We start from the raw sequence: 25,103 nt of genomic DNA on the forward strand, positions 1-25,103 counted from the left end.
TGCGTCGCAAACCACACCATATATACCGACCTGATAACAAATTCGGTCCAGTTCGGGTGTGGCGGCATCAAAATTCACTTTGACCGGCGAACATCCGTATATGTCTTCTGAATCGAACCGGTCGACTACCGCGCGCAGGAGCGACAACATCACCGACCGCGGCGTCACCGTCTCCGACGGCGCCCTGGTGCGGCAGATCATCACGCCCCTGCGCCGGTACATCCCCGTGGGCTGGTTCGACTGGGAACCGTACGGGAAGCGGCCGACGAGCTGGTGGCCCGACCTCCTCATGTTCCTGGCGTTCCTGGGCCTGGCGTTCTTCGTGTCGTACCCGTCGTGGCTGGTGCGCCTCGACTGGGAGGTGCGGCTGTGGGCGGTGGACGCGAACGACGTGGAGTGGCTGCGGGACCTCGCGAAGGCGGGCGCCGAGTTCGGGCAGGCCCGCACCGTCGCGACGGTAACGCTGCTCATCGCGATCTGGTGCGCGCTGCGGTCCCGGTCGATCCGGCCGCTGCTGATGTACGTGCTGTCGTTCATCACCCTGGCGAGCATCCTCGGCATGAAGCACCTGCTGGGCCGACCGCTGTCGCAGCACCCGTTCGCGCTCCAGGAGGTCTCGCCGGAGGGGCCGCTGCTGTTCACCTACCACCCGGAGGGCGGCGGCGGCATCCCCGACGCGACCGCGTTCCCCTCGGGCCACGCGGTGAACTCGATCCTGCTGTTCGGGCTCATCGTGATGCTCGTCGGCGGGATCCTGCCGCGGTGGGCGCGGCTGACCCTGCTCATCGCGCCGCCGGTGATCGTGTTCTCCTCGCAGGTGTTCCTGGGCCAGCACTGGCTCTCGGACGAGCCCGCCGGGTTCCTCTTGGGGCTCATCATCATCCGCTGCGCCAAGCGCGTCCCGTGGGCGACGATCCCGCTCGGCCCGGTCGCGGTGTTCGACCCGGCGACGCGGCGCACCATCCTCATCTCGGTGCTCTTGATCCTCGGGGTCATGCTGACGCCGACGCTGCACCTGATCCCGGCGCTCATCTCGGCGGCCGTGCTGCCGACGCTGGGCCTGCTGTGGCTGTGGCTGAGCATCAAGGCGAAGCAGCACCGCGAGGCGGTCGCCGCGGCGTCCGCGGACGCGGAGGAGCCGGGCCCCGACGGGGACCCGGAGATCCCTAGCCAGCCGTCAGATAGTCACCGGCGAGTCTGACGCCGGAGCCGCCGCCGGTGACCTCGCCGATCGTCCACGCCTCGACGTGGCGGGCGGTGAGGACGGCGAGCGACCGGTCGACCTGGTCGGGCGCGACGATGGCGACCATGCCGACGCCCATGTTGAAGGTGCGCTCCATCTCTTCGAGGGAGACGCCGCCGGTGCGCTGGACGACGTCGAACACAGGGTTCGGCGTCCAGGTGCCGCGGTCGACCTCGATCTGGAGGCCCTCGGGGAGCGACCGGACGAGGTTCCCGGCGAGCCCGCCGCCGGTGATGTGCGCGAACGCGTGGACGTCGCACTCCTTGGCGAGTTCGAGGCAGTCCTTCGCGTAGATGTGCGTGGGGGTGAGCAGCTCCTCGCCGAGGGTCCGCTGGTTGCGCTCGGCGGTGGCGAACTCGGGGATGACGGCGCCGAGGTCGAGGCCGCCGACGCCGAACAGGGCCTGGCGCACGAGCGAGAAGCCGTTGGAGTGGAGGCCGGAGGCGCGCATGGCGATCGCGACGTCGCCGGGCTTGACGCGCTCGGGGCCGAGCAGCTCGTCGGCCTCGACGACGCCGACGCCGGTGGCGGAGATGTCGTAGTCGTCGGGCTTCATGACCCCGGGGTGCTCGGCGATCTCGCCGCCGATGAGGGAGCAGCCCGCGTAGCGGCAGCCGTCGGCGATCCCGGCGCCGATGTCGGCGATCTTCTCGGGCACGACCTGCCCGGTCGCGATGTAGTCGAGGAGGAACAGCGGCTCGGCGCCGCACACGACGAGGTCGTCGACGACCATCGCGACGAGGTCGATGCCGACGGTGTCGTGGATGTCGAGCTTCTGCGCGATGACGAGCTTGGTGCCGACGCCGTCGGTGGAGGAGGCCAGCAGCGGCTTCTTGTACTTCTCGGTGTCGAGCGCGAACAGGCCGGCGAACCCGCCGATGCCGCCGACGACCTCGGGACGGGTGGTCTTGCGGATCGAGGGCTTGAGCGCCTCGACGGCCCGGTCCCCGGCGTCGATGTCGACGCCCGCGGACTGGTAGGAGATCGTCTTCTGAGTGGTGGTGCCGCTGCTCACGCTGTGGTCCCTTCCCGCACTTGCGTGCTCGCTTCGGTGGTTCGCTTGGTTTGGGCAGTGGGTGAATGAGACGCGGCGGACTGGGGCTGCGGTTCCATGAGGTGCTTGCCGATGAGGTCGGCGGCGGGCAGCTCGATCGGGTAGTTCCCGTCGAAGCAGGCCATGCAGAGGCGGGACGCGGGCTGCTCGGTGGCGCGGACCAGGCCGTCCATCGAGACGTACCCGAGGGAGTCGGCGCCGATCTGGGCGCGGATCCCGTCGACGTCGAGCGACCCGGCGATGAGCTCGGCGCGGGTGGCGAAGTCGATGCCGTAGAAGCACGGCCATTCGACCGGCGGCGCGGAGATGCGGATGTGGACCTCGACGGCGCCCGCCTCGCGGAGCATCCGCACGAGCGCGCGCTGGGTGTTGCCGCGCACGATCGTGTCGTCGACGATGACCAGGCGCTTGCCCTTGATCTGGTCGACGAGCGGGTTGAGCTTGAGGCGGATGCCGAGCTGGCGCAGGGACTGCGAGGGCTGGATGAAGGTGCGGCCCACGTACTGGTTCTTGGTGAAGCCCTGCCCGTAGGGGATGCCGGACTGCTCGGCGAAGCCGATCGCGGCCGGGATGCCCGACTCGGGGACGCCGATGACGAGGTCGGCGTCGACGGGGTGCTCCTTGGCGAGGGTGCGGCCGATCTCGACGCGGGTGGCGTAGACGTTGCGCCCGGCGAGCTTCGTGTCGGGGCGCGCGAGGTACACGTACTCGAACAGGCAGCCCTTGGGCTCGGGGTTCGCGAAGCGGGTGGAGCGCAGGCCGTGCTCGTCGACGGTGATGAGCTCGCCGGGCTCGACCTCGCGCACGAAGTGGGCGCCGATGGTGTCGAGGGCGGCGGTCTCGGAGGCGACGGCCCAGCCGGAGGCGAGGCGGCCGAGGACGAGCGGGTGGACGCCCTGCGGGTCGCGGGCGGCGTAGAGGGTGTTCTCGTCCATGAAGACGAGGCAGAACGCGCCGCGCAGCTGCGGGAGGACCCGCTCGGCGGCCGAGGCGACGGACTCGTCGGGGTGGGCGGCGAGGAGCGCGGTGATGAGGTGCGTGTCGGAGGTGGTGGTCCCCATGTCGATGCCGAGCCGGTCGACCTCCTTGAGGAGGTCGGCGGTGTTCACGAGGTTCCCGTTGTGCGCCAAAGCGATCGCGGTGCCCGTGGAGGTGGACCGGATCGTCGGCTGGGAGTTCTCCCAGGTGGGGGCGCCGGTGGTGGAGTACCGGGCGTGGCCGATGGCGAGGTGGCCCTGGAGGGGCGCGAGGGTGGACTCGTCGAAGACCTGGGCGACGAGCCCGAGGTCCTTGTAGACGACGGTGCGGGCGCCGTCGGAGACGGCGATGCCCGCGGCCTCCTGGCCGCGGTGCTGGAGCGCGTAGAGCCCGAAGTAGGTGAGTTTGGAGACCTCTTCCCCTGGGGCCCAGATGCCGACGACGCCGCAGGCGTCGCGGGGGCCGGGATTGTCGGGATCGAGTTCCGTGGTGAGTCGACCGTCACCTCGGGCCACTGCTAACTCCTCAGTCGGCTGGCAGAATCGCCGCCCGGTTCGCCCGAGCCGCAGGTGCCAGTCTATCGGACCTGCGGCGCGGCGCCACTGTCCAACGAGCGCGGGTGTGTGCCGTGCCCCTCCCCGACTAGGTGAAACTCCGCGCATTTCCGCCCACCGGGGCCGGTTTCACCGCCGGGGCAGGCGAACGCAGGCGGTGGCCCGGCGCGGGCGAGGCACGGGCGCGGGCAAGACTCGGACGCAGGGAGCGGGGCGCGCTCCACCCGGAGGGTGGGTGGGCTAGTAGTAGTTCCATCCCTAGCCCCCACCCACCCCGGGGAACATAGCGGCCAGCATTGCGCGGGGGTCCGACAGGAATCGGCCCCCGCGGCGCTCGTGTCACCCGATCGGGGCTGCGATCGTGACCGGGCTCTCGGCTACCAGGAGCGGGGCCGGTCGTCCCATTCGCCCCAGCTGCGGCGCTCGGTGCGGCGCGAGTCGGGGTCGTCGGGGTCGCGGTCCGCCTCGCTGCCGTAGGACGGCGCCGAGGGCTGGGACTGGTTGCCGTACTGGGGCATCGGGCGGGTCCCGGCGGGCGGGGCCGAGGGCTCCGACGGGGCGTACGGGTCGCGGCGCATGGACTGGCCGTACCCGGTCGGCTCCTGCGGGGCGCTCGGCGCGCCGTGCGCGCCGTAGCCCTGCGGCTGGCTCGGGCCGCCCTGGCCGCCGCCGAAGCCCTGCCCGGGCTGCCCGTAGTTCTGGGACTGGCCGTAGCCCTGCGGCTGGCTCGGCTGGGCCGGGCCGCCGCCGAAGTTCTGCGAGCCGGGCCCGTACTGGGGCGCGCTCGGGCCGCCGTGGCGGGGCTCCGACGGCGCGCCGGGCACCAGGCCCGGGTTCTGCGGCTCGAACATGCCGCCGCCGGACGGCGGCGGGGTCGGCGCCGAGTAGGGCCGCGTCGCACCGGGGTCGGAGAACGAGCCGGTCGGCGCCGCGCCCGGGTGCGGGCGGGTCGCACCGGGGTCGGAGAACGCGCCCGTCGGGGACGGGTGGGGCCGGGTCGCGCCCGGGTCCGCGCCGAACGCCCCCGTGGGCGAGGGGTGCGGGCGGGTGGCCGCGTCGGCGCCGAACGACCCGTGCGGGGCCGCGGGCGGGTTCGACAGGTTCGCCTGCGGCATGATCTGCGTCGCGTCGGACGCGCCGGGGCCGCCGGGCTGCTTCACGACCGGGAGGATCGTCGTCCCGTCGGGACCGACCGGGCCGGGCCCGGCGGGCGGGGCGCCGAAGCCGCCCTGCGGCATGACCTGCGTGGAGTCCGAGCCGCCACCGTACGCGGGGCCGAACGCGGTCGGGGCCGCGGCCGCGCCGTCGACGAGGCCGCCGGGGTGGATCATCGTCGGCGCCTCGGAGCCGGGCGCGGGCCCGGCCTGGTAGACGCCGGGCGAGCCGACCTGGGCGGCGGTGGGCTTGTGCTCGGGCGGGCCGTCGGGCGCGAAGCTCTCGCCGTCGTCGTCGTCCTTGTCCTTGCCGCCGCGCAGCAGGAACACGATGCCGACGATGCCGCCGATCACCAGGAGCGCGCCGATGATGATGAGGAACAGGAGCGTGCCGGAGATCCCGCCGCCGTCTTCGTCCTTGGTCTCGCTCGGCTCGGGGGACGGGGCGGCCTCGGTGGTCGGGGCCGCGGAGGACGTCTCCTCCTCCTGCACCTGGGCGAGCGTCACGTTCCGGTTGAAGTCCCCGGACTCGACGGTGAACTCCTCGACCTTCTCCTCGAAGCCCTCCTTGGTGATGGTGAGGGTCATGTCGCCGGCCTTGATCGGGTTGCCGCCGCCGGTGAACTCGAAGCCGCCGTCGCCGCCGGTCTCGGTGTCGCGCTCGTTGCCCTCGCCGTCCTTGAGGACGACCTTCGCGCCCTCGACGGGCTCGCCGTTCGAGGTGACCTTGCCGCTGATCTTGTTGACCGAGTTCTGGGCGTTGCCCGTGACGGTGACGTTCGTGGAGGTGTCGCCGCCGTTGTACTTGACCTTGAACTGCCCCATCTCCTGCTGGCCCGCGGGGAGGTCGGAGTCCGGGTAGGGGTTGATCAGGAAGGTGATGTTGCGGGTCTGCCCCATCGGGACGTCCTCGCACTTGACCGAGGTGTCGCCGGTGATCGTGCACCCGCCGCCGTCCTGCACGGTGATGTACGCGTAGTCGCCGATCCCTTCGAGCTCCGCGGACACGTCCGCGTCCTTGCCCATCGGGTCGTTGTGCGCGGCGGCCAGCGTCACCGACACCGAGGCGGGCGCGCCGCCGATGTCGATGAACGGGTTCTGGCTGTTGATCGTCGCCGTGAACTGCCCCTGGGCCATCGCGGCCTGCGGGAACGCGAGGACGCCGAGCAGCAGGACGCCGCCCGCCGCGGCGAGGCCGGCGAGGCGCGAGGCCAGAGCACCCCGTCGCCTGCGCGGGGACCGCGGGGCGCTACCCTGGGTCCCGCTCGGTGCGGCCGCTACGGTCATCTACATCCCCTCCTGGGCATGTGCTTTCGGGCCCGGCCCGCGGATCTCGCAGCGGGCAGGCACGACGAACCCACGGAAGCGGGCCGTCGTCGCCACTATGCCTGGTCTCATTTCGGTTACGGGACCGGGGTGCGGGCGGTGCCGCGGGCGACGGTCCAGCGGCGATCATCGCCGTTCGGCAACGTGCCGTAACGGGCAGTCTAACGTGACCGGGAGGTCTCTCCGTGGACGCTGTGGCCGACGCCATCGCCGCGATCGACAACGACGAGGCCCCCGACAAGGAGACCCTGAAAGCGGCGGTGCGGGAGCTGCTGCGCGCGCTCGCCGCCAAAGCCCCAGGACACTCCGTGGAAGTGCGCGTCCCGCCGTACGGCGCGGTGCAGTGCGTCGAGGGCCCCCGCCACCGGCGCGGCACGCCCCCGAACGTCGTCGAATGCCACCCGGTCGTGTTCGTCGAACTCGCCGCCGGCCGCCTCGCCTTCGCCGACGCCGTCGCCGCGGGCCGCGTCTCCGCCTCCGGCCAGCGCGCCGACCTCACCGAGGTCCTCCCCCTGACCGGCCCCCGCGGCGAACCGCTCGACGCACGAGAAGCAGACGCAGACGAGTAGGGCCCCCGGCGAACGCCGAGGGCCCTATTCCTTACTTCTGTGTCCTTACTCTCCCAGGCGGGCGCCGATGCGGCCCTTGAAGGCCGCGTCGATCTCGTCGCGGGAGAGGTCGAAGTGGTCGCGCAGGTGCAGGCCGTCGGTGTTCGCGTCGGCCACGCCCAGCGGCGTGATCGGCAGGCCGCGGGACTCGCACGCCGAGCGCACGGCGAGCTCCTGGCCCCGCGGGATCACCACGAGCACCCGCCCGGACGACTCCGAGAACAGGTACGTGAACGGGTCGGCGCCCTCCGGCAGGAGGATCTGCGCGCCCATGCCGGAGAACGAGATCGCCTCGACCAGCGCCTGCGCCAGCCCGCCCTCGGACAGGTCGTGCGCGGCAGCGAGCTGCTCGGTCTCGGCCAGGCGCGACAGCAGGTCCGCGAGCTTCATCTCGTGGTCCAGGTCGACCTTCGGCGGCACGCCGCCGAGGTGCCCGTGCTTGACCGCGGCCCACTCCGAGCCCGACAGCTCCTCCTCGGTGGTGCCGATGAGCGCGATCGTGTCGCCGGTGCGGCCCAGGCCGAGCGGGATCCGCCGGGCCACGTCCTCGATCACGCCGAGCACGCCGATGACGGGCGTCGGGTGGATCGCCTCGCGGCCGGTCTGGTTGTAGAACGAGACGTTGCCGCCGGTGACGGGGATGCCGAGCTTCTGGCATCCGTCGGCGATCCCGGTGACGGCCCGCTCGAACTGCCACATGACGTGCGGGTCCTCGGGGGACCCGAAGTTCAGGCAGTCGGAGACGGCGATCGGGGTCGCGCCGGTGACGGCGACGTTCCGGTACGCCTCGGCCAGCGCGAGCTGCGCCCCGTGGTACGGGTCGAGGCGCGCGAAGCGCCCGTTGCCGTCGAGGGAGATCGCGATGCCGACGCCGGTGCGCTCGTCGAGGCGGACGACGCCCGCGTCGTGCGGCGTGCCCAGGACCGTGTTCCCGAACACCGACGAGTCGTACTGCTCGGTGATCCAGGACTTGTCGCACAGGTTCGGGCTGGCGGCCATGTCGAGGACGGTCTGTCGGATCTCCTCGTCGGTGGCCGGGCGCGGCAGGGTCTCGGCGCGGTCGACCGCGATGAGCCCCAGGTCGTTCGGCTCGGCGAGGGGCCGATTGTAGACCGGGCCCTCGTCGGCGAGGGACTTCGGCGGGACGTCGACGACGGTCTGGCCGTGGAAGTCCACGACGAGGCGGCCGGTGTCGGTGACGGTGCCGATCGCGGTGGCGAGGAGCCCCCAGCGGTGGGCGCGCGCGAGTACTTCCTCGGCCTTGGCCGGGTCGACGATGAGGAGCATCCGCTCCTGCGACTCGGAGGCGAGGATGTCGTGCGGCTCCATGCCCTTGGCGCGCAAGGGGACGAGTTCGAGGTCGACGTGCATGCCGCCGTCGCCGGCGGCCGCGGTCTCGCTGAGCGCGCAGGTGAGCCCGGCGCCGCCGAGGTCCTGGACGCCGACGACGAGCTGCGCGTCGAACAGCTCCAGGCACACCTCGATGAGGAGCTTCTCGGTGAACGGGTCGCCGACCTGCACCGACGGCCGGGCGTCGTCCTCGCCGGACTCGGAGAACGTCGCGGAGGCGAGGACGGACACGCCGCCGATGCCGTCGCGGCCGGTCTTCGCGCCGAGGAGGATCACGACGTTCCCGGTGCCGGAGGCCTGCATCGACTGGAGGCGCGAGCGGGGCATGACGCCGACGCTGAGCGCGTTGACGAGCGGGTTGCCCTGGTAGCACGGGTCGAAGTAGGTCTCGCCGCCGATGTTCGGCAGGCCCACGCAGTTGCCGTAGTGGCCGATGCCGTCGACGACGCCCGGGAGGACCCGGGTGGTGTCGGGGTGGTCGATGGCGCCGAAGCGCAGCGAGTCCATGACGGCGATCGGGCGGGCGCCCATCGCGATGATGTCGCGGATGATGCCGCCGACGCCGGTGGCCGCGCCCTGCTTGGGCTCGACGTACGACGGGTGGTTGTGCGACTCGACCTTGAACGTGACGGCGATGTTCTCGTCGATGGCGACGACGCCGGCGTTCTCGCCGATCCCGGCCAGCAGGCGCGGGGTCCGCGGGTTCTTCTGCCCGAACTGGCGCAGGTGCACCTTGCTCGACTTGTACGAGCAGTGCTCGGACCACATGATCGAGTACATGGCGAGCTCGGACTGGGTGGGGCGGCGGCCCAGGATCTCGCGGATCCGCTGGTACTCGTCGTCCTTGAGGCCCAGTTCGGCCCACGGCTGCTTCTCGTCGGGGGTCGCCGAGGCGACCCCGACGGTGTCCACTGCCACGTAGCTGGTCATCGGCTCGCTCCCTCGCTGAGGTGGGCCAGGACGGAGGCGACGATGCCGAGGCCGTCGGTCGACGGCCCGGTCAGCGCCTCCACGGCGTGCTCGGGGTGGGGCATGAGGCCGACGACGTTCCCGGCCTCGTTCGCCACCCCGGCGATGTCGCGCATCGAGCCGTTCGGGTTGTCGAGGTACCGGAAGACGACCCTGCCGTCGCCCTCCAGCCGGTCCAGGACCGCCTCGTCGGCGACGTACCGGCCCTCGCCGTGCTTGGCGGGGAGGACGATCTCGGCCTCGGGCGCGAACGCGTTCGTCCACGCGGTCCGGGTCGTCTCCACGCGCAGGCGCGCGGGCCGGTTGCGGTAGCGCAGGTGGGCGTTGCGCACCAGCGCGCCGGGCAGCAGGTGCGACTCGCACAGGACCTGGAAGCCGTTGCAGACGCCGAGGACGGGCATCCCCTGGGCGGCCGCGGCCTTCACGGTGTCCATCACCTGGCTGAAGCGGGCGATCGCGCCGCAGCGCAGCGCGTCGCCGTAGGAGAACCCGCCGGGCAGGAACACGGCGTCGACGCCGTGGATCTGGGCGTCGTCGTGCCACAGCGCGACCGGCTCGCCCCCGGCCAGGTACACCGCGCGGGCGGCGTCCCGGTCGTCGAGGGAGCCGGGGAAGGTGACGACCCCGACGCGCGCGCTCATGCGCCCTCGATGGAGATGGCGAACGACTCGATCACGGGGTTGGCCAGGAGCTGGTCGGCGATGACGCGCGACTGCTCCTCGACGTTCCGGGCGTTCTCGTCGAACTCGATCTCGACGCGCTTGCCGATCCGCACCGACGACACGTCGGTGACGCCGAGGCGGGGCAGCGCCCCGAGGACGGCCTCGCCCTGGGGGTCGAGGATTTCGGACTTCAGCATCACGTCGACCACTACACGGGCCACGGTCGCACTCCTGTCGGTCACATGGACGGAACAGGACCAGCATATTCACGGGCACTGACCTGGGCCAGCGCCGCGCTGCGGGACCGGGGCCAGGTCACAGCCCGTCAGAGGATCGAGCCGGGCCGGTACGCGGCCGCCTCGGGGTGCGCTTTCGCCGCTTCGGCCACCCTTTCGGCGACACGGTCGACCTGATCGCCTGCGGCGCCGGTGAATTCACCCGTATTCGCGACGAGCGCGGCGAGCCCGTCCCGGTCGAGCGGGAGGCGCGGGTCGGCGGCGAGGCGGTCGAAGAGGTCGTTCTCGCGCTGGCCGTCCTCGCGCATGGCGCGGGCGACGGCGACGGCGTGCTCCTTGATGGCCTCGTGGGCGTCCTCGCGGCCGGCGCCCTGCCTGAGGGCCTCCATGAGGACCTTTGTGGAGGTCAGGAAGGGGAGGTAGCGGTCGAGTTCGGCGCCGATGACGGCGGGGTAGGCCCCGAAGTTGTCGAGGACTGTGAGGAACGTCTCATAGAGCCCGTCGACGGCGAAGCAGAGGTCGGGGAGGGCGACGCGGCGGACGACCGAGCAGGAGACGTCCCCTTCGTTCCACTGGTCCCCGGCGAGTTCGCCGAGCATTGCGGCGTAGCCGCGGGCGACGACGGCGAGGCCGTTGACGCGCTCGGAGGAGCGGGTGTTCATCTTGTGCGGCATGGCGGAGGACCCGACCTGGCCGGGCATGAAGCCCTCGGTGGCGAGCTCGGCGCCGGCCATGAGCCGGATGGTGAGCGCGGCGGAGGAGGGGGCGGCGACGGCCTGGACGAGCGCGGTGCCGACCTCGTAGTCGAGGGACCTGGGGTAGACCTGGCCGACGGAGTCCATGACGCGCTCGAACCCGAGGTGGGCGGCGATGCGCCGTTCGAGCTCGGCGAGCTTCGCGGTGTCGCCGCCGAACAGGTCGAGCATGTCCTGGGCGGTGCCGACGGGGCCTTTGATGCCGCGCAGCGGGTACCGCTTGAGCAGGTCCTCGATGCGGTCGTGGGCGGCGAGGAGCTCCTCGGCCCAGGTCGCGAACCGCTTCCCGAGGGTGGTGGCCTGGGCGGGGACGTTGTGGCTGCGTCCGGCCATGACGAGGTCGCGGTACTGCTGCGCGCGGGCGGCGAGGCGCACGAGCGCGGCGACGATGCGGCCCTGCACGAGTTCGAGGGACTCGCGGACCTGCATCTGCTCGACGTTCTCGGTGAGGTCGCGGCTGGTCATGCCCTTGTGGATGTGCTGGTGGCCGGCCAGGTCGGAGAACTCCTCGATGCGGGCCTTGACGTCGTGCTTGGTGACGCGCTCGCGCTCGGCGATCGAGGCGAGGTCGACCTGGTCGAGAACGCGCTCGTAGTCGGCGATCACGCCGTCGGGGACGGTGACGCCGAGGTCGTGCTGGGCTTGGAGCACGGCGATCCACAGGCGCCGCTCGGCCTTGATCTTCCCGACGGGGTCCCAGATGTCGCGCATCGGCGCGGAGGCATAACGCTCGGCGAGCACATTCGCAGTCACGGGGCAATGATGGCACTGTTCATGCATGCATGAACAGTGAGGAAGCCTGGTCAGGGCCCTGACCACACCATGGCCGGGCGAGTTTTGGTTCACGCATGCGCGATCGTGCGAAGCAAGACGCCCAGTAACCGGAACCACTCGGCGTGGCGGTTAACCAGCACGTATCCACCCCGTAAACTGGCCGTGTGCGAGTACTCCTGATCGGCTCCGGCGGCCGCGAGCACGCCCTCGCGGCGGCCCTGGCCGCGGACGAATCCGTCACCAAGCTCATCTGCGCTCCGGGGAACCCCGGCATGGCCGCGCTCGGCGAGTGCGTGCCGGTGAACCAGACCGACCCCGCCGCGGTGGCGTCCCTGGCGGTGACCTGCGCGGCCGACCTCGTGATCGTGGGGCCGGAGGCCCCGCTCGTCGCGGGCGTCGCCGACGCGGTCCGCGCGAAGGGCATCCCCGTGTACGGACCGGGCGGCGAGGCCGCCCGCATCGAGGGCTCGAAGGCGTTCGCGAAGGAGGTCATGGCCGCCGCGGGCGTCCCGACCGCCGCCGCGCGCGCCTGCCGCACCCGCGAGGAGGCCGAGGCGGCGCTCGACGAGTTCGGCGCGCCGTACGTCGTCAAGGACGACGGCCTCGCCGCCGGGAAGGGCGTCGTCGTCACCGAGGACCGCGAGCAGGCGCTCGCGCACGCCATGGACTGCGAGCGCGTGGTCATCGAGGAGTACCTCGACGGCCCGGAGGTGTCGCTGTTCGTCATCGCCGACGGCACGACCGCGAAGCCGATGCTGCCCGCGCAGGACTTCAAGCGCATCGGCGACGGCGGCACCGGCCCGAACACCGGCGGCATGGGCGCGTACACGCCGCTGCCGTGGGCCCCGGACGACCTGGTCGCCGAGGTCATGGAGCGCGTCGCCGAGCCGACCCTCGCCGAGCTCGCCGGGCGCGGCATCCCGTTCGTCGGGACCCTGTACTGCGGCCTCGCGCTGACTTCCAAGGGCCTCAAGGTCGTCGAGTTCAACGCCCGTTTCGGCGACCCGGAGATCCAGGCGGTCCTGGCGCTCCTGGAGACCCCGCTCGGGGAGCTCCTGTACGCGGCCGCGACCGGGAAGCTCGCCGACTTCGGCTCCCTGTGGTGGCGCGAGGGCGCCGCCGTGTGCGTCGTCGTCGCCAACGAGGGCTACCCGGGCACCACGGTCACCGGCCGCCCCCTCTTCGGCGCCGACGCCGACGGCATCCTCCACGCCGGCACCGCCCTCGACGCCTCCGGCCAGCTCATCGCCACCGGCGGCCGCGTCCTCGGCTGCGTCGGCACCGGCCGCTCCGTCGCCGAAGCCCGCCAGGAGGCCTACGCCCTCACCGAAGGCGTCAAACTCGAAGGCGGCTACTACCGCAAGGACATCGCCGCGAACATCTAACGCGTGCATCCCTCACCTCCGCCTCCTTGTCGGAGGCGGGTGATACAGGTTCTTGAGAAGGGGGCCTCGGTCAGGGACATTTCCGAAATAACGGATTTGTCCCTGACCGAGGTCCCCTTTCAAGCCAACGTATCCCGAGCCTCCGACAGCGTCAGGCTGCGAGCGGGGCTCGGGTTGTGGGGCAGGACATGCACCTGGGGCCTCCTCGGCCGGAGCCGAGTTCGGAGCCGGGGATGGTGAGGACTTTGACGCCGGCGCGTTCGAGGCGGGCGTTGGTGACGGTGTTGCGCTCGTAGGCGACCGCGACGCCGGGGGCGAGGGCGAGGGTGTTGTTGCCGTCGTCCCACTGCTCGCGCTCGGCGGTGACGACGTCGCGCTCGCCGGTGTGGATCGTCTCGATGGCGTCGACGCCGATGGCCTCGGCGGCGGCGTCGAGGAAGCGGCGGGGGCCCTGGATGGCGATGCGGTCGCCGTCGGGGGTGATCGTGTACGACTCCAGGCGCTGCGCGGCGGGCGCGTAGATGACCATGCGGTCGCGGTCGACCATGGTGCACACGGTGTCGAGGTGCATGGTGGCGCGGCGCTGCGCGATCGGGACGGCCAGGACCGTGCCGATGGTGCCGCGTTCGAAGACCTTGCGCGCCAGGCGCTCCACGCCCGCGGGGGTGGTGCGCTCGCCGACGCCGACGGCGAGGACGCCGGGGGCGAGGGCGAGGACGTCGCCGCCTTCGAGGTGCTCCAGGGACGGGTCGTAGAGCTTCGGCACGTCGGCGAAGCGCGGGTGGTGGTGGTAGACGATCCCGGTCAGCGTGGTCTCGCGGCGGCGCGCGGGCATCGCGAGGCTGGTGACGGCGACGGCGTCGCCGATCCACACCGCCGAGTCGCGGGTGAACATCGTGTTCGGGAGCGGGTCGACGACGAACTCGACGGCGCGCATCATCCGGTGCCGCAGGCTGCTTGAGGGCCCGAACTCCTCTTTCGTCAAGCCCTCCACGAGGACCGCGGCGAGGCGCTCGGGGTCGAGGCCCGACAGGAACGCGGCGAGCTCGCGGCCGAGGGTCTGCCCCAGGCGCGGGTCGGCGGCGACGCCGACGGTGACGGCCTCGCGGGCCTCGTCGAGCGCGAGGCACTCGCGCAGCAGGTCGGCCAGGTACAGGACCTCGACGCCGTGCTCGGTGAGGACCCCGGCGAACCGGTCGTGCTCCTCCTGGGCGCGCTCGACCCACGGGACCCCGTCGAACAGGAGCGCGCCGTTGTTGCGCGGCGTCAGGCGCCGCAGCTCTCCCCCGGGCCGGTGGAGCACGACGCTGCGCAGGCGCCCCACTTCCGAGTCGACTCCGTACGCGGGCGCGGCATCTGCACTCATGACCCGAGGGTAGACGCGCCGGGGACGAAGATCAACTTTTCTCAGTTAACATGGACAGACTGAGCGTAACCACTACCCCCGGGACGCCCAATTGACGCAACTCGAACTGGTCATCCCGCTCCGCGGCTCGGCGCCCGGACGCGATGGCAGGAGACTCGACGCGGCGCTGTCCACGTGGCGCACCGCGGTCGCGGCGAGCGCCGACGCGTGCCTGCTGCTCGCCGCCGACACGCGCGTCGTCGCGACCTCGCGCCCCGCCAGGCAGATCCTCGGGCTCGGCCCCGACATCGACATCGTCATGCCGCGCTTCCTCGATGCGGGCCTGCGGTTCCTGGACTTCACGGCCGGGGCGCACCCGCTCGTGGACGCCGAACTCGCCCGGCTCGCGCCCGTGCAGGCGCTCCAGACCGACGCCCTCGAACGCAGCCTCATGCGCATCGAGCGCCGCGGCGTCCACCGCACGTTCGACGTGACCGCCTCGCCCCTGCACTCCCCGCCGCGCCTCGACGCGATCGGGGCGCTCGCGTTCCTCACCCCGATCGGTCCGGCGTGAAAGGCCAAGGCCCGCTTACGGGTTGAGGTCGTAGACCACCGCGGTGTCGGTGCGCTCGACGTCGACGCCGAACGGCTCGGCCTCGGTGTCCAGGCCCGAGCCGGGGAGGACCACGACGGTCTCGATCCCCGCGTCCCGCAGGGCCGCGATCGAGTCGTCGCTGGGGAAGGCCTCGGCCATCGACTTGATCCCTGCCTGCTCGTCAGGAGTGAACGCGGCGACGCCGTTGGCGGTCTCCACGAACCCGTCGAGCGTCCAGTACTGGACCTTCGTGTCGCCGCCGCCCGCGGGCAGGAAGAGCACCGGGCCGTCCAGCGAGGACATGTCGACGGGCGCGTCGGGAACCTCCACATAGGGCGCGGCCGTGAGGCCCTCCCACAGGACCAGTGCGACGGGTGCGAACAGCAGCGCGTGGACCCGCCTGGGGGCCTTGACCTTCAGGCGCTTGTCGACCCGGGCGCGGTGCGCCACGTCGTCGGCCTCGTCGGCGATCCGGGTGATCGTGCCCGCGGCGAGGACCGCGAGGATCAGCGTCAGGTAGATGACCAGGCGCCCCGGCGTGCGGATCGCCTCCCAGCCCGGCGCGTACTCGTACAGCAGCGCCCACGCCCACGAGCCGTGGTCGAGGAAGTTGGGGCCCATGGCGAACGCGAACACCGCGAAGCCGCCGAGGGCCAGCCAGAACCGCTGCCAGCCCGTCCAGCACGACCAGATCAGGCCCGCGATCGCCAAGGCCGCCAACGTGAAGCCCACGAGGAGCGCCTGCTCGGGCGCCCACGTCAGGTCCGCGCGCGCCGCCTCGTGCGCCGCGCCCCACAGGCGCGACTCCTCCGGGGAGATGATGAACGACTGCCAGGTCGGGCTGAACCACGAGATGTAGTCGACGTCGCGGATCGACTCGGGGTAGGCGCGGGCGACCACCGCATGCTTGTCGGCGATCCACAGCACCCCGAGGCTGAACACGACGCCGCCGGCGCCGTCCGCGGCGAGCGTCTGCCACTTCAGGCGCGGGCGCATGATGAGCCAGTTCAGGCCCACGACCACGCCGACGCCGAGCAGCAGGTACACGAACGGGATGCCGAGCCCGGCGCCGATCGAGAACTGCCACAGGGCCGTCAGCCACCCGGCGACGATCCACCCGGGCCGCTGCTTCTCCGCTTTGAAGCCGTGCCGCAGCGACCAGCCGTGCCCGCGCGCGAGCATCGCGAGGGCGAGCGCGATCCCGCCGCACGACAGCACCTGGAGGTGCCCGGCCTGGCCGAGCTTCCACGGCGCGTAGGCGAACGCGGCCGCGGCGACGGCCGACCCGGCGACGCGGGCGCCGAGCTGGCGCAGGAGCGCGTACGCGCCGAGGAACGCGAGCGCGAACGACGCGATGTAGAGGACGTTGTACACCACGAGGGCGCTCGTCGGACCGGTGATGAACAGCGCGAACGGCGCGTAGCCCAGGAGCGTGTCGGTGAACAGGTAGGCGTCGGTGAGGGGCCAGAAGCTGTTGGTGTCCCAGATCCCGGCAGGGTTGTCGCGCAGGGCGTGGCCGACCCAGCCGAGGATGTAGGTGAGGAGCAGCGGGTCCCCGGTGTCGTGGGGGATCACGTCGTCGAGGTCCTTGGCGAGCGGCCAGGTCATGGCGACGGCGAGGAGGGCGCTGCACAGCGCGGCGAGGGTCCATTCGCTGCGGGCGGCGCGCGCGGCGAGCCGCCCGGCGGCGCGCAGGCGTCCGGGGGGCGGGCCGGGCGCGGCGGCGGGGGTCTCGCCGGAGGCGAAGCGCTGCCAGCGCTCGTGCTCGCCGGTGTTCGCGTCCTCGGCCTTCGGCTCGTCGCCGGCCGCGGCCACGGCTGCTGCGCCGTCGTCGGGCTCGCGCCCGGGGTCCGAATCGGTGGAGTCGGGCTCGGTGATCACCATGGGGTTCCCGCGGTCTCGCTCGGTGCTGTCTGGGCACATCCTACGGACGGTCGCGGCACAGTGATCGGGCGCATGAGGACCGTCCGCGAATCGGGTGCGGCCGGGGCCGTCACCTTTCCGCCGCCCGGTCGTTGAACGGGGTTGAGACCTGATTCCCGCGGTGGATCCGGGTCCGCACACCCAGACGGAATCGCGGTTGGAGAGACGCAGGCATGGGAAGACACAAGACGAAGCTCGGTCAGCAGTCCCGGGCCCAGACGCGTCCTCCGCTGCCGTACCCGGTGAACGACGGGCGGGTCAACCCGGTGGTCCAGGCGGCGATGGACCGGCGCTCGCAGCGGCGGCGCTCGCGTCTCGCCGCGCTGTCGGCGGCCGCGGTGATCGCCGCGGGCGGTGCGGCCGGGGTGAGCATGGCGACGGCCGAGGAGCCGGAGGCGGGCACGGGCAGCGAGATCGTCTTCAGCGGCGACTGCGGCACGCTGGGCCTGCTGTCGGCGTCGTCGATCCCCGACGCGTCTGAACTGACGGTGGAGCAGGGCTCGCAGGTGCGGTACACGAACGAGCTGGGCGCCGACGCCGAGCTGTACGTGGGCGACGAGGTCTACGACATCGCGAACGGCTCGACGCAGGTGTTCGAGATGAACCGGTCGGCCGAGGTCGCGATGGTCCCCTCGTGCCACGGCCTGTTCGCCGAGTACGACTCCGCGCAGGTGCATGTCGTCGAAGCCCAGTCGGATGAGAACGACGAGTCGGGCACCGAGACGGAGGAGCCCGACGAGCACGCCCTCCCGGCCCCCGACGCCGAGGACGGCTCCGAGGAGGACGCCGGGGGCGAGGCGCCCGCGGGCGACGACGCCGCGGCGCAGCAGGGCCCGGAGGACGAGGCGCCCGCGCAGGACGAGTCGCCGGCCCCCGTCGAGGACGAGGTGAACGCGTTCGGCGACCCGGGTTCCGACGACGGGGCGTTCGACCCGGCCGCTGAGGACGAGGTCGTCGCGGTCGACCCGAAGGCGGTGGCGGACGGCGCGAACGGCCTGCTGGCCCTGGTCGCGATCATCTGCCTGGTGGGGGTGGCCGCCGCGGTGGCGCGCACCCTCCTGAAGCAGCGGGCGGCGGTATGAGCACCGCCGTCCTGTTGAAGGCCCCGGCGCCGCAGTCGGCCGCCGCGGCGGGTCCCGTGCACGGCTCTCCGGCTTGGACCGGGGGCCGGGTGCGGAACCGCCGCGAGCGGCAGCGGGCGGCCCGGTGTTTCACCGGCCCCGAACCGGCCCGCCGCACGCGGCGGCCGGAGCTGTCGAAGACGGTCGCGGCGGCGAGCCGCCAGAGCGCGCCGTCTTCGATCGCGCCGCCCTCCGGGCGGCCGGGGCACGGCACGGTGGAGTCTCCGTGAGGCACTGCGGCTCGGGCTCTCGATGATGGTCATTTCCTCCCCAGGTCCCACACCGATCGCCCGGACCAGTGCCTCACGGCCCCGCCGGTCCGCGGACAATTGAGACTCGCGCGAAGCGCCCGCCGGAAACCGGCGGGCGCTTCGTCGTGCGGTGTCCGTTTCTGTTGGTGCCGATGCGTTCCCAGTGACGAGGGACGCTGGTCGTTGCGGGTGCGGCGAGAGACAATGGGAGGTCAGGCCCCCTGCGGCCGGACGCACGCACCGATGCGCAACCGTTACGGAACTCGGGTTCGGCCCCGCTTGTGTGCGCGTCGGTCGCTGCTTTAGCGTGGGCCGCAGCAATTCGTCCGCATCCCCCGCTTTCCGAAGTCAGGTTCCCAGCTGTGACCTCCAAACACGCCTCATCGCGGCGGCTCTGGCCCTACCTCGCCGTCCCTGGGCTCGCCGTGCTCGTCGCCGCAGTGGTGTTCATCGTCGGATCCGGCCGCGACGACGGCGGGTCCGGCGGCTCCTCCGACGAGAGCCTGCCCGGCTCGCAGGCCGACGACCTGTCGAGCTCCTCGCTCCAGCCGTCGGACGAGGAGCTGCGCGAGGCCGCGCAGGAGCAGCTCCAGACGCAGCTCGACGACGCCGTCGCCGCGTACCTCGCGGAGGAGGACGACGAGAACTTCTACGCCGCGGTCGCCGTGGACGACGGCGAGTTCCGCCTCGACTACGACGGCGAGACGCAGTACGACACGGCGTCGGTGGTGAAGGTCGAGATCCTCACGATGATGCTCAAGGAGTACGGGACGCTCGACCAGGTCCCGGACTGGCTGCTGGACCGCGCGGAGCTGATGATCCGCGAGTCCGACAACGACGCGACGAACGACGTCCTCTACGGCGGGACGTTCGACGACGGGCACGCGGCGATCGCCCAGGCGCACATCGACTTCGGCCTGGAGCACACGAACCCGAACGAGACCGAGCAGTGGGGGAAGACCCAGACGACCGCGCTCGACCAGCTGCGGGTCCTGGAGATCGCGCTGTACGAGGACGCGGGCGTCCTCGACGCCGAGCAGACCGAGTACGCGCGCTCGCTCATGGGCGACCTCGCGGACTTCCAGCAGTGGGGCGTCTCCGCGGCCGCCGCGGACGGCGAGACCGTGTGGATGAAGAACGGCTGGGACACCCGCGACGCCATGGGCGGGGAGTGGGTCGTCAACTCCATCGGCGTCGTCGCCGGGGACACCGAGCACCCCATCGAGATCGCGATCCTCACCGGCGGCTCGTCCTCCCAGGAGGAGGGCATCGAGCGGGTCGAGGCGCTCGCCGAGATCGTGCGCACGGTCGTCGACACCGACCCGTACGCCTAGCCCGGCATCGTAGATCCTATTTCCTATAGGATCTACGATCTGTCGCGGATCGGCGCGGCCGCGCAGTGCGCGACAATCGGGGCATGAGCGATCTCATCCCCCTTCTGGAAGCCGCGGGCCTGGAGCCCGTCACCGACCCCGACGTGCTGGCCGCCCACTCGGTGGACCACGCCGGGCTCGTCCCGGCCGGGCGGGCGGCCGCGCTCGTGCGTGCCCGCTCGACCGAGGAGGTGAGCGCGGCGGTGCGCGTCTGCGCGGAGCTCGCGGTTCCCGTGGTGCCGCAAGGGGCCCGGACGGGGCTCGCGGGCGCGGCGACGGCGGTCGACGGGGCGCTGCTGCTCGACGTCTCGGGCATGGACCGGATCATCGAGATCGACCCGGTGGACCGCCTCGCGGTCGTCCAGCCCGGGGTCCTCAACGCGGCGATCTCCACGGCCGCAAAGGAGTTCGGGCTGCGGTACAGCCCCGACCCGGGGTCGTGGCAGATCTCCACGATCGGCGGGAACATCGCGACCGCCGCGGGCGGCATGTGCTGCGTCAAGTACGGGACGACCCCGGAGTACGTGCTGGGCCTGGAGGTCGTGCTCGCCTCCGGCGAGGTGATGCGGTGCGGGCGGCGCACCGCGAAGGGCGTCGCCGGGTACGACCTGGTGCGCCTGTTCTGCGGGTCCGAGGGGACCCTCGGGATCATCACGGAGGCGATGGTGAAGCTCGCACCCGTTCCGGCGCAGCGGCTCACGCTCGCCGCGGTGTTCGCCACGACCGCCGACGCGGGCCGCGCGGTCACCGCGATCATGGCCGCCGGGAAGCAGCCGAGCCTCCTGGAGCTCATCGACAACGTCCACCTGCGGGCCCTCGAAGCGCTGCGCCCCATGGGACTGCCGACGGAGGCCGCGGCGCTGCTGCTGGTCGCCGCCGACGCCGACCCCGACGCGGAGCTCGCCGCGATCGAGGCGCTGTGCACCGAGTCCGGGGCGACCGAGGTGTACCGGGCCACCGACGCCGAGGAGGCGGACGCGCTCCTCGAATCGCGGCGCAGCGCCTACCACGCCATGGAGAAGCTGGGCACGGTCCTGGTCGACGACGTCGCGGTCCCGCGGGCGCGGCTCGCCGACGCCCTCGACGGCGTGCAGGCCGCGGCCGAGCGGCACGGGGTCGTCATCGGCGTCATCGCCCATGCGGGCGACGGGAACCTGCACCCGAACATCATCGTCCACCCCGAGGAGCCGGGGTCGCTCGAAGCGGGGCGGGCGGCGTTCGACGACATCCTGGAGATGGCGCTCGCCATGGGCGGCACCGTGACCGGCGAGCACGGGGTGGGAATGCTCAAGCGCGAGTGGCTGGAACGGGAGGTCGACCCGGTGAACCTGGCGGTGCAGCGGCGGCTGAAAGCGGCGCTCGACCCGCTCGGCATCCTCAATCCCGGGAAGGTCCTCGGCTGAAGCGGCGGCAGTGCGGCGGATGGCGCCGGGACGAATGCGGGCGGCGTTCCCGCAGGCGGCACCGCGTTCGGTGCGAGTGTGTTTGGCGCCGATGCGGTTTCGTGTCGGTCCTGTGACACGGTAATGGGGCCGCAGCGCTTGCCCATTCGCTGCGGCCCCGATAAAGTGGAGGAGCTCCACTTTTCATTGGCACCGGTAGGGCTGTGCCCGATTGCCCTTACCGGCTTAGTGCCCCCGGATTGTTCCGTGCCTCCCGGAAGACTGCCCATGTCCCTCCGATTGGCTTGTCGGCGTGACCGGAACACTCATTACTATGAGGACCGTCTCTGAACGGGACCTGTGGCGAGCCTGGGAAGAACCTGGGAAACGATGCCGAACCGTTACGAAGGCACCTCGAAACCCGCGAGTTTGTCCAGCTCAGCGGTGATGTCCGGGCGCTGCGCGACCGGTTCCCCGTCGATCTGAGTGATGAAGGCCACACCTCGGACCGAGGAGGAGAGCCACGCGGCCTCGGCGTTCTTCAAGTCCCCCAACGAGATCAGCTTCTCGCCGGTCTTCAGGCCCGCCTTCGGGGCCTGCTCAAGCAGGTACGCGCTGGTGGTCCCCGGGAGGATCCCCGCCGACGTCGGCGTCGTGAAGAGCGTGTCCCCTTCGAGCCACAGGAGCGAGGAGGTGGGGCCTTCGAGCGCGAACCCGTCGGCCGACACCCACAGGGCGTCGTCCGCGCCCTGGGCCTTCGCCCAGCGGGTCACCGCCATCATCGACGCGTACGACAGCGCCTTCACCCCGCCTAGAAGCCACGGGGCGTCGCCCCGCGCATCGGCATTCACCCCCAGGGTCGCCGAGACGATCCGCAGGCCGTCGCGCCGCGGCAGGATCCGCTCCCGCGGCACCGGGTCGACCGTGGCGTAGACCGTGGGCGGGCCGCCGGCCTCGCGGCCGCGTGTCGCGACCAGGCGCAGCGCGCCCTCCCCCTCGGCGCGCTCGCGCCACGCGACCAGGGCCTGCTCGGCCAGCTCGGCGAGCTCGGCCTTCGCGGGCAGCTCGAACTCCATGCGGCGCGCGGAGTTCGCCATCCGGTCGAGGTGCTCGGAGAGCAGGAACGCGGCGCCGCCGCGGACGTTGATCGTCTCGAAGACGCCGTCGCCCCGGAGGACCCCGAGGTCGTCGGCGCACAGGAGCGGCGCGTCGGAGTCGACGACGCCGCGGTGCAGTACTGCGGTTACTAGTGCCATCCGCTCATTGTGCTCCCCGCCGGGGAGCGATCCGGTGAGCGCCCGGCGCAGTACCATGCAGTCATGCCCACCGAAGCCGAGGCCGAGACCGAACTGGCGGCGGTGCTGCGCTCCAAGGGCCTGCGCATGACCGCGCAGCGCCAGCTCGTCCTGGAGGCGGTCCGCGCGCTCGGGCACGCGACCCCCGAGCGGATCCACGAGCGCATCCGCGGCCAGGTCGAAGGCGTGAACATCACCACCGTCTACCGCACCCTGGACCTCCTCGAAGAGCTCCAGCTGGTCTCGCACACCCACCTCTCCCACGGCGCCCCCACCTACCACCTGTCCGGCGACCGCGGCCACGCCCACCTGGTGTGCCACCGCTGCGGCCGGATCACCGAAGTCGACCCGTCGAAGTTCGCGGGAGTCCGCAGGGAGGTCGCCGACGCCACCGGGTTCGTCATGGACGTCGGCCACGTCGCCCTGTTCGGCACCTGCGCCGACTGCCTGGAGAAGCACGCATGAGCACCATCGGACCGTCCCCGCTCCTGACCCTCCCCGGCGCCGTCGCCACCGCCGACGGCCGCACCGCCTGGCACTACGGCGGGCCGCTGCGCGAGCAGCGCGAGGCGGTCGAGTCGGGCGCGATCTTCGACCGCTCCGACCGCGACGTCATCTCCGTCAAGGGCGAGCCGCGCCTGTCGTGGCTGCACTCGCTGTCGACCCAGCACCTGACGAGCCTCAAGCCGCACCAGGGCACCGAGACGCTCATCCTCTCCCCGACCGGCCGCGTCGAGCACCACGCCAACGTCTACGACGACGGCGAGACCACCTGGCTCGACACCGAGCCCGGCCGCGGCGAAGCGCTCCTGAAGTACCTGGAGCTCATGAAGTTCCGCACCGAGGTCGACATCGCCGACGCCTCCGGCGAATGGGTCCTGTTCAGCTACACCGACAACGTGAGCCCTGAGGACGAAGCGCCCGTCGTCCAGCCCGTGCCGATCGCGAAGTTCGCGTCCAAGGACCTCCTCGCCGTCCCCACCTCCGTCTACCCCGGCGCCGCCCACAAAGGCGGCGAGGTCTGGACCCGCCGCACCGACGCGCTCGGCGTCCGCACCTTCGACGTCCTCGTCCGCCGCGAGCAGTTCGCGGCCGAAGCAGAAGGCGCCGACCCGAAGTCGTACGCCGGCACCTGGGCCTGGAACGCCCTCCGCGTCGCCGCGAAGCTCCCCGCGTTCGGCACCGACACCGACGAGAAGACCGTCCCCCACGAGGTCCCGCACTGGCTCGCCGCCGCCGTCCACCTCGACAAGGGCTGCTACCGCGGCCAGGAGACCGTCGCGAAGGTCCACCACCTCGGGCAGCCGCCGCGGCGCCTCGTCATGCTCCACCTCGACGGCACCGACGAGCACCCGCCCGCCCACGGCACCCCGATCACCCTGGACGGCAAGGAAGTCGGCGCCATCGGCACCGCCGTCCAGCACTACGAGCTCGGCCAGATCGCGCTCGCCGAGGTGAAACGGTCGGCCGTCGCGAACGAGGACGTGCGCCTCATCACGGGCGATCAGGCCGCGAGCCTCTAGCCGCCCGGCTAGCCTCGCAGTATGAGTGCTTCGTACCGAGGCGGCGAACCCGTCGCCCAAGTCGTCAGGTCCGGATTCGCCGAGAGCTTCCACCGGGGCAGCGTGGCCGTGACCGACCCCGCGGGAAGCCTCGCCGCCGCGATCGGCGACGCCGCCTCCCCCGTGTTCCCCCGCTCCTCCAACAAGCCCATGCAGGCCCTCGCGATGCTCCGCGCCGGCTGGGAGCCGCGCAGCGAGGCCGACCTCGCCATCGCCTCCGCCAGCCACCGCGGCGAGCCGTTCCACATCGAACGCGTCCGCTCCGTCCTCGCCGCGGCCGGGCTCACCGAGGACCACCTCCAGTGCCCGCCCGACCTGCCCGGCAACCTCGACGCGCGCAACGCCGTCGTCGCCCTCGAAGGCCCCGAACCCAAACGCGTGTACATGAACTGCTCCGGCAAGCACGCCGGGATGCTCGCCGCCTGCGCCGCCGCCGGATGGGACACCGCCACCTACCGCGACCCCGAGCACCCCCTCCAACGGCTCATCGTCGAAACGGTCGAAGACCTCACCGGCGAGACCGTCGACCACATCGGCGTCGACGGCTGCGGCGCGCCCGTCCTCGCCGTCTCCCTCCACGGCATCGCCCGCGCCTTCGCCCGCTTCGTCGAAGCCCCCGAAGGCACGAACGAGCGCCGCGTCGCCGACGCCATGCGCGCCCACCCCCACCTCATCGACGGCACCCGCGGACCCGACCAGCGGTCCATGGCCGCCGTCCCCGGCCTCCTCGCCAAAGGCGGCGCCGAAGGCTTCCACGTCGTCGCCGCCCCCGGCGTCGGCGCCGTCGCGGTCAAGATCGACGACGGCGGCGGACGCGCCTCCATGCCCGTCGCCCTCCGCGCCCTCACCACCATCGCCGGGCTCGACGTCCCGCAGGCCGCCAAACCCGAGATCGACGCCCTCACCGGGCCGGAGATCCTCGGCGGCGGGCAGCCGGTCGGCCGCGTCCGCACACTCCTGTAGTGGCCCCGGCCTCAACGGAGCCAATACCCCGTTGAGCGGGACTCCTCGCGCAAGGTACTATCGTCGCGTTGCAAGTCCCGACACGCGCGAGTGGCGGAATGGCAGACGCGCTGGCTTCAGGTGCCAGTGTCCGCAAGGACGTGGGGGTTCAAGTCCCCCCTCGCGCACAGGCAAAGGCCCGATGGTTTCGACCAGAGGGCCTTTTCGCTTATCCCCGAGCCGGGACGGCGAGCGGGAACACCCCC

General features: G+C 72.0%; 20 protein-coding genes and 1 tRNA gene. 11 read left to right on the top strand and 10 right to left on the bottom strand.

The window, feature by feature from the left end; all coding sequences use genetic code 11:
* Nucleotides 1-100: 100 nt before the first annotated feature.
* The gene (locus tag WA640_RS16985) at nt 101-1,201 is read left to right on the top strand and encodes a phosphatase PAP2 family protein (RefSeq protein WP_335989107.1); all 1,101 of its coding nucleotides are present in this window, start codon (nt 101-103) and stop codon (nt 1,199-1,201) included.
* Here the strand turns inward: WA640_RS16985 and purM are convergent.
* The 3 genes from purM to WA640_RS17000 form a co-directional block, all read right to left on the bottom strand.
* The gene (purM, locus tag WA640_RS16990; protein ID WP_106362890.1) at nt 1,167-2,258 is read right to left on the bottom strand and encodes a phosphoribosylformylglycinamidine cyclo-ligase; all 1,092 of its coding nucleotides are present in this window, start codon (nt 2,256-2,258) and stop codon (nt 1,167-1,169) included. The genes WA640_RS16985 and purM overlap by 35 nt on opposite strands.
* The gene (gene purF / locus WA640_RS16995) at nt 2,255-3,790 is read right to left on the bottom strand and encodes an amidophosphoribosyltransferase (RefSeq protein WP_106362889.1); all 1,536 of its coding nucleotides are present in this window, start codon (nt 3,788-3,790) and stop codon (nt 2,255-2,257) included. Before purF ends, purM begins: the two co-directional genes overlap by 4 nt.
* A 416-nt stretch (nt 3,791-4,206) precedes the next feature.
* Nucleotides 4,207-6,270, bottom strand: a complete 2,064-nt coding sequence (locus WA640_RS17000; RefSeq protein ID WP_335989109.1) for a carboxypeptidase regulatory-like domain-containing protein — start codon at nt 6,268-6,270, stop codon at nt 4,207-4,209.
* A gap of 233 nt (nt 6,271-6,503) precedes the next feature.
* Between WA640_RS17000 and WA640_RS17005 the strand changes: the two genes are divergently transcribed.
* Complete coding sequence (locus WA640_RS17005) at nt 6,504-6,878, top strand: sterol carrier family protein (RefSeq protein WP_442904779.1); 375 nt, start codon at nt 6,504-6,506, stop codon at nt 6,876-6,878.
* 45 nt (nt 6,879-6,923) lie between these two features.
* Here the strand turns inward: WA640_RS17005 and purL are convergent, their stop codons facing one another.
* From purL to purB, 4 genes are all read right to left on the bottom strand, one after another.
* Complete coding sequence (purL, locus tag WA640_RS17010) at nt 6,924-9,197, bottom strand: phosphoribosylformylglycinamidine synthase subunit PurL (RefSeq protein WP_335989114.1); 2,274 nt, start codon at nt 9,195-9,197, stop codon at nt 6,924-6,926.
* Nucleotides 9,194-9,877 carry a phosphoribosylformylglycinamidine synthase subunit PurQ gene (purQ, locus tag WA640_RS17015; protein WP_106362885.1) on the bottom strand — a complete coding sequence of 228 codons (684 nt, stop codon included), beginning with the start codon at nt 9,875-9,877 and terminating at the stop codon, nt 9,194-9,196. Before purQ ends, purL begins: the two co-directional genes overlap by 4 nt.
* A complete protein-coding gene (gene purS, locus WA640_RS17020; protein ID WP_106362884.1) occupies nt 9,874-10,119 on the bottom strand; it encodes a phosphoribosylformylglycinamidine synthase subunit PurS in 246 nt (81 codons plus the stop codon). Before purS ends, purQ begins: the two co-directional genes overlap by 4 nt.
* Before the next feature lie 104 nt (nt 10,120-10,223).
* A complete protein-coding gene (gene purB / locus WA640_RS17025; RefSeq protein WP_442904769.1) occupies nt 10,224-11,669 on the bottom strand; it encodes an adenylosuccinate lyase in 1,446 nt (481 codons plus the stop codon).
* Nucleotides 11,670-11,827: 158 nt separating this feature from the next.
* Between purB and purD the strand changes: the two genes are divergently transcribed.
* Complete coding sequence (gene purD, locus WA640_RS17030) at nt 11,828-13,048, top strand: phosphoribosylamine--glycine ligase (RefSeq protein ID WP_106362882.1); 1,221 nt, start codon at nt 11,828-11,830, stop codon at nt 13,046-13,048.
* A gap of 151 nt (nt 13,049-13,199) precedes the next feature.
* On the opposite strand, the gene WA640_RS17035 is transcribed toward purD, so the two are convergent.
* Nucleotides 13,200-14,414, bottom strand: coding sequence for an arginine deiminase (locus WA640_RS17035; protein WP_106362881.1), 1,215 nt, complete (start codon nt 14,412-14,414; stop codon nt 13,200-13,202).
* 91 nt (nt 14,415-14,505) lie between these two features.
* Between WA640_RS17035 and WA640_RS17040 the strand changes: the two genes are divergently transcribed.
* Nucleotides 14,506-14,967, top strand: coding sequence for a hypothetical protein (locus tag WA640_RS17040; RefSeq protein ID WP_335989119.1), 462 nt, complete (start codon nt 14,506-14,508; stop codon nt 14,965-14,967).
* A 15-nt stretch (nt 14,968-14,982) separates the two neighbouring features.
* Here the strand turns inward: WA640_RS17040 and WA640_RS17045 are convergent, their stop codons facing one another.
* Entirely contained in the window at nt 14,983-16,872 is a 1,890-nt protein-coding gene (locus WA640_RS17045; RefSeq protein WP_335989120.1) for a hypothetical protein, read from the bottom strand.
* A 212-nt stretch (nt 16,873-17,084) separates the two neighbouring features.
* Between WA640_RS17045 and WA640_RS17050 the strand changes: the two genes are divergently transcribed.
* The 3 genes from WA640_RS17050 (at nt 17,085) to WA640_RS17060 (ending at nt 21,059) form a co-directional block, all read left to right on the top strand.
* A complete protein-coding gene (locus WA640_RS17050; RefSeq protein WP_106362878.1) occupies nt 17,085-17,993 on the top strand; it encodes a hypothetical protein in 909 nt (302 codons plus the stop codon).
* A 652-nt stretch (nt 17,994-18,645) separates the two neighbouring features.
* Complete coding sequence (locus WA640_RS17055; protein ID WP_335989123.1) at nt 18,646-19,617, top strand: serine hydrolase; 972 nt, start codon at nt 18,646-18,648, stop codon at nt 19,615-19,617.
* An 83-nt stretch (nt 19,618-19,700) separates the two neighbouring features.
* Nucleotides 19,701-21,059 (top strand): FAD-binding oxidoreductase, encoded by a 1,359-nt coding sequence (locus WA640_RS17060; protein ID WP_335989124.1) that lies wholly within the window; start codon nt 19,701-19,703, stop codon nt 21,057-21,059.
* A gap of 380 nt (nt 21,060-21,439) precedes the next feature.
* On the opposite strand, the gene WA640_RS17065 is transcribed toward WA640_RS17060, so the two are convergent.
* On the bottom strand, nt 21,440-22,294 hold the full coding sequence (locus tag WA640_RS17065) for an aminotransferase class IV (protein WP_335989128.1): 855 nt from the start codon (nt 22,292-22,294) through the stop codon (nt 21,440-21,442).
* A gap of 63 nt (nt 22,295-22,357) precedes the next feature.
* Between WA640_RS17065 and WA640_RS17070 the strand changes: the two genes are divergently transcribed.
* The 4 genes from WA640_RS17070 (at nt 22,358) to WA640_RS17085 (ending at nt 25,025) form a co-directional block, all read left to right on the top strand.
* Nucleotides 22,358-22,798: a Fur family transcriptional regulator gene (locus WA640_RS17070; protein ID WP_106362874.1), complete on the top strand. Its 441-nt coding sequence runs from the start codon at nt 22,358-22,360 to the stop codon at nt 22,796-22,798.
* Entirely contained in the window at nt 22,795-23,856 is a 1,062-nt protein-coding gene (gene ygfZ, locus WA640_RS17075) for a CAF17-like 4Fe-4S cluster assembly/insertion protein YgfZ (protein ID WP_335989129.1), read from the top strand. Before WA640_RS17070 ends, ygfZ begins: the two co-directional genes overlap by 4 nt.
* A 21-nt stretch (nt 23,857-23,877) precedes the next feature.
* Nucleotides 23,878-24,858 carry an asparaginase gene (locus tag WA640_RS17080; RefSeq protein ID WP_335989130.1) on the top strand — a complete coding sequence of 327 codons (981 nt, stop codon included), beginning with the start codon at nt 23,878-23,880 and terminating at the stop codon, nt 24,856-24,858.
* Nucleotides 24,859-24,942: 84 nt separating this feature from the next.
* Nucleotides 24,943-25,025 (top strand) — tRNA-Leu (locus WA640_RS17085).
* Nucleotides 25,026-25,103 lie beyond the last annotated feature (78 nt).

It is taken from the genome of Glycomyces sp. MUSA5-2, assembly GCF_037034145.1.
GTDB lineage: Bacteria > Actinomycetota > Actinomycetes > Mycobacteriales > Micromonosporaceae > Glycomyces > Glycomyces artemisiae.

Coding starts and splice junctions, on each gene's coding strand:
- WA640_RS16985 (WP_335989107.1), top strand. CDS start 101: ATGTCTTCTGAATCGAACCGGTCGACTACCGCGCGCAGGAGCGACAAC.
- WA640_RS17000 (WP_335989109.1), bottom strand. CDS start 6,270: ATGACCGTAGCGGCCGCACCGAGCGGGACCCAGGGTAGCGCCCCGCGG.
- purL (WP_335989114.1), bottom strand. CDS start 9,197: ATGACCAGCTACGTGGCAGTGGACACCGTCGGGGTCGCCTCGGCGACC.
- purQ (WP_106362885.1), bottom strand. CDS start 9,877: ATGAGCGCGCGCGTCGGGGTCGTCACCTTCCCCGGCTCCCTCGACGAC.
- purB (WP_442904769.1), bottom strand. CDS start 11,669: ATGCATGAACAGTGCCATCATTGCCCCGTGACTGCGAATGTGCTCGCC.
- WA640_RS17035 (WP_106362881.1), bottom strand. CDS start 14,414: ATGAGTGCAGATGCCGCGCCCGCGTACGGAGTCGACTCGGAAGTGGGG.
- WA640_RS17045 (WP_335989120.1), bottom strand. CDS start 16,872: ATGGTGATCACCGAGCCCGACTCCACCGATTCGGACCCCGGGCGCGAG.
- WA640_RS17050 (WP_106362878.1), top strand. CDS start 17,085: ATGGGAAGACACAAGACGAAGCTCGGTCAGCAGTCCCGGGCCCAGACG.
- WA640_RS17060 (WP_335989124.1), top strand. CDS start 19,701: ATGAGCGATCTCATCCCCCTTCTGGAAGCCGCGGGCCTGGAGCCCGTC.
- WA640_RS17065 (WP_335989128.1), bottom strand. CDS start 22,294: ATGGCACTAGTAACCGCAGTACTGCACCGCGGCGTCGTCGACTCCGAC.
- WA640_RS17070 (WP_106362874.1), top strand. CDS start 22,358: ATGCCCACCGAAGCCGAGGCCGAGACCGAACTGGCGGCGGTGCTGCGC.
- ygfZ (WP_335989129.1), top strand. CDS start 22,795: ATGAGCACCATCGGACCGTCCCCGCTCCTGACCCTCCCCGGCGCCGTC.
- WA640_RS17080 (WP_335989130.1), top strand. CDS start 23,878: ATGAGTGCTTCGTACCGAGGCGGCGAACCCGTCGCCCAAGTCGTCAGG.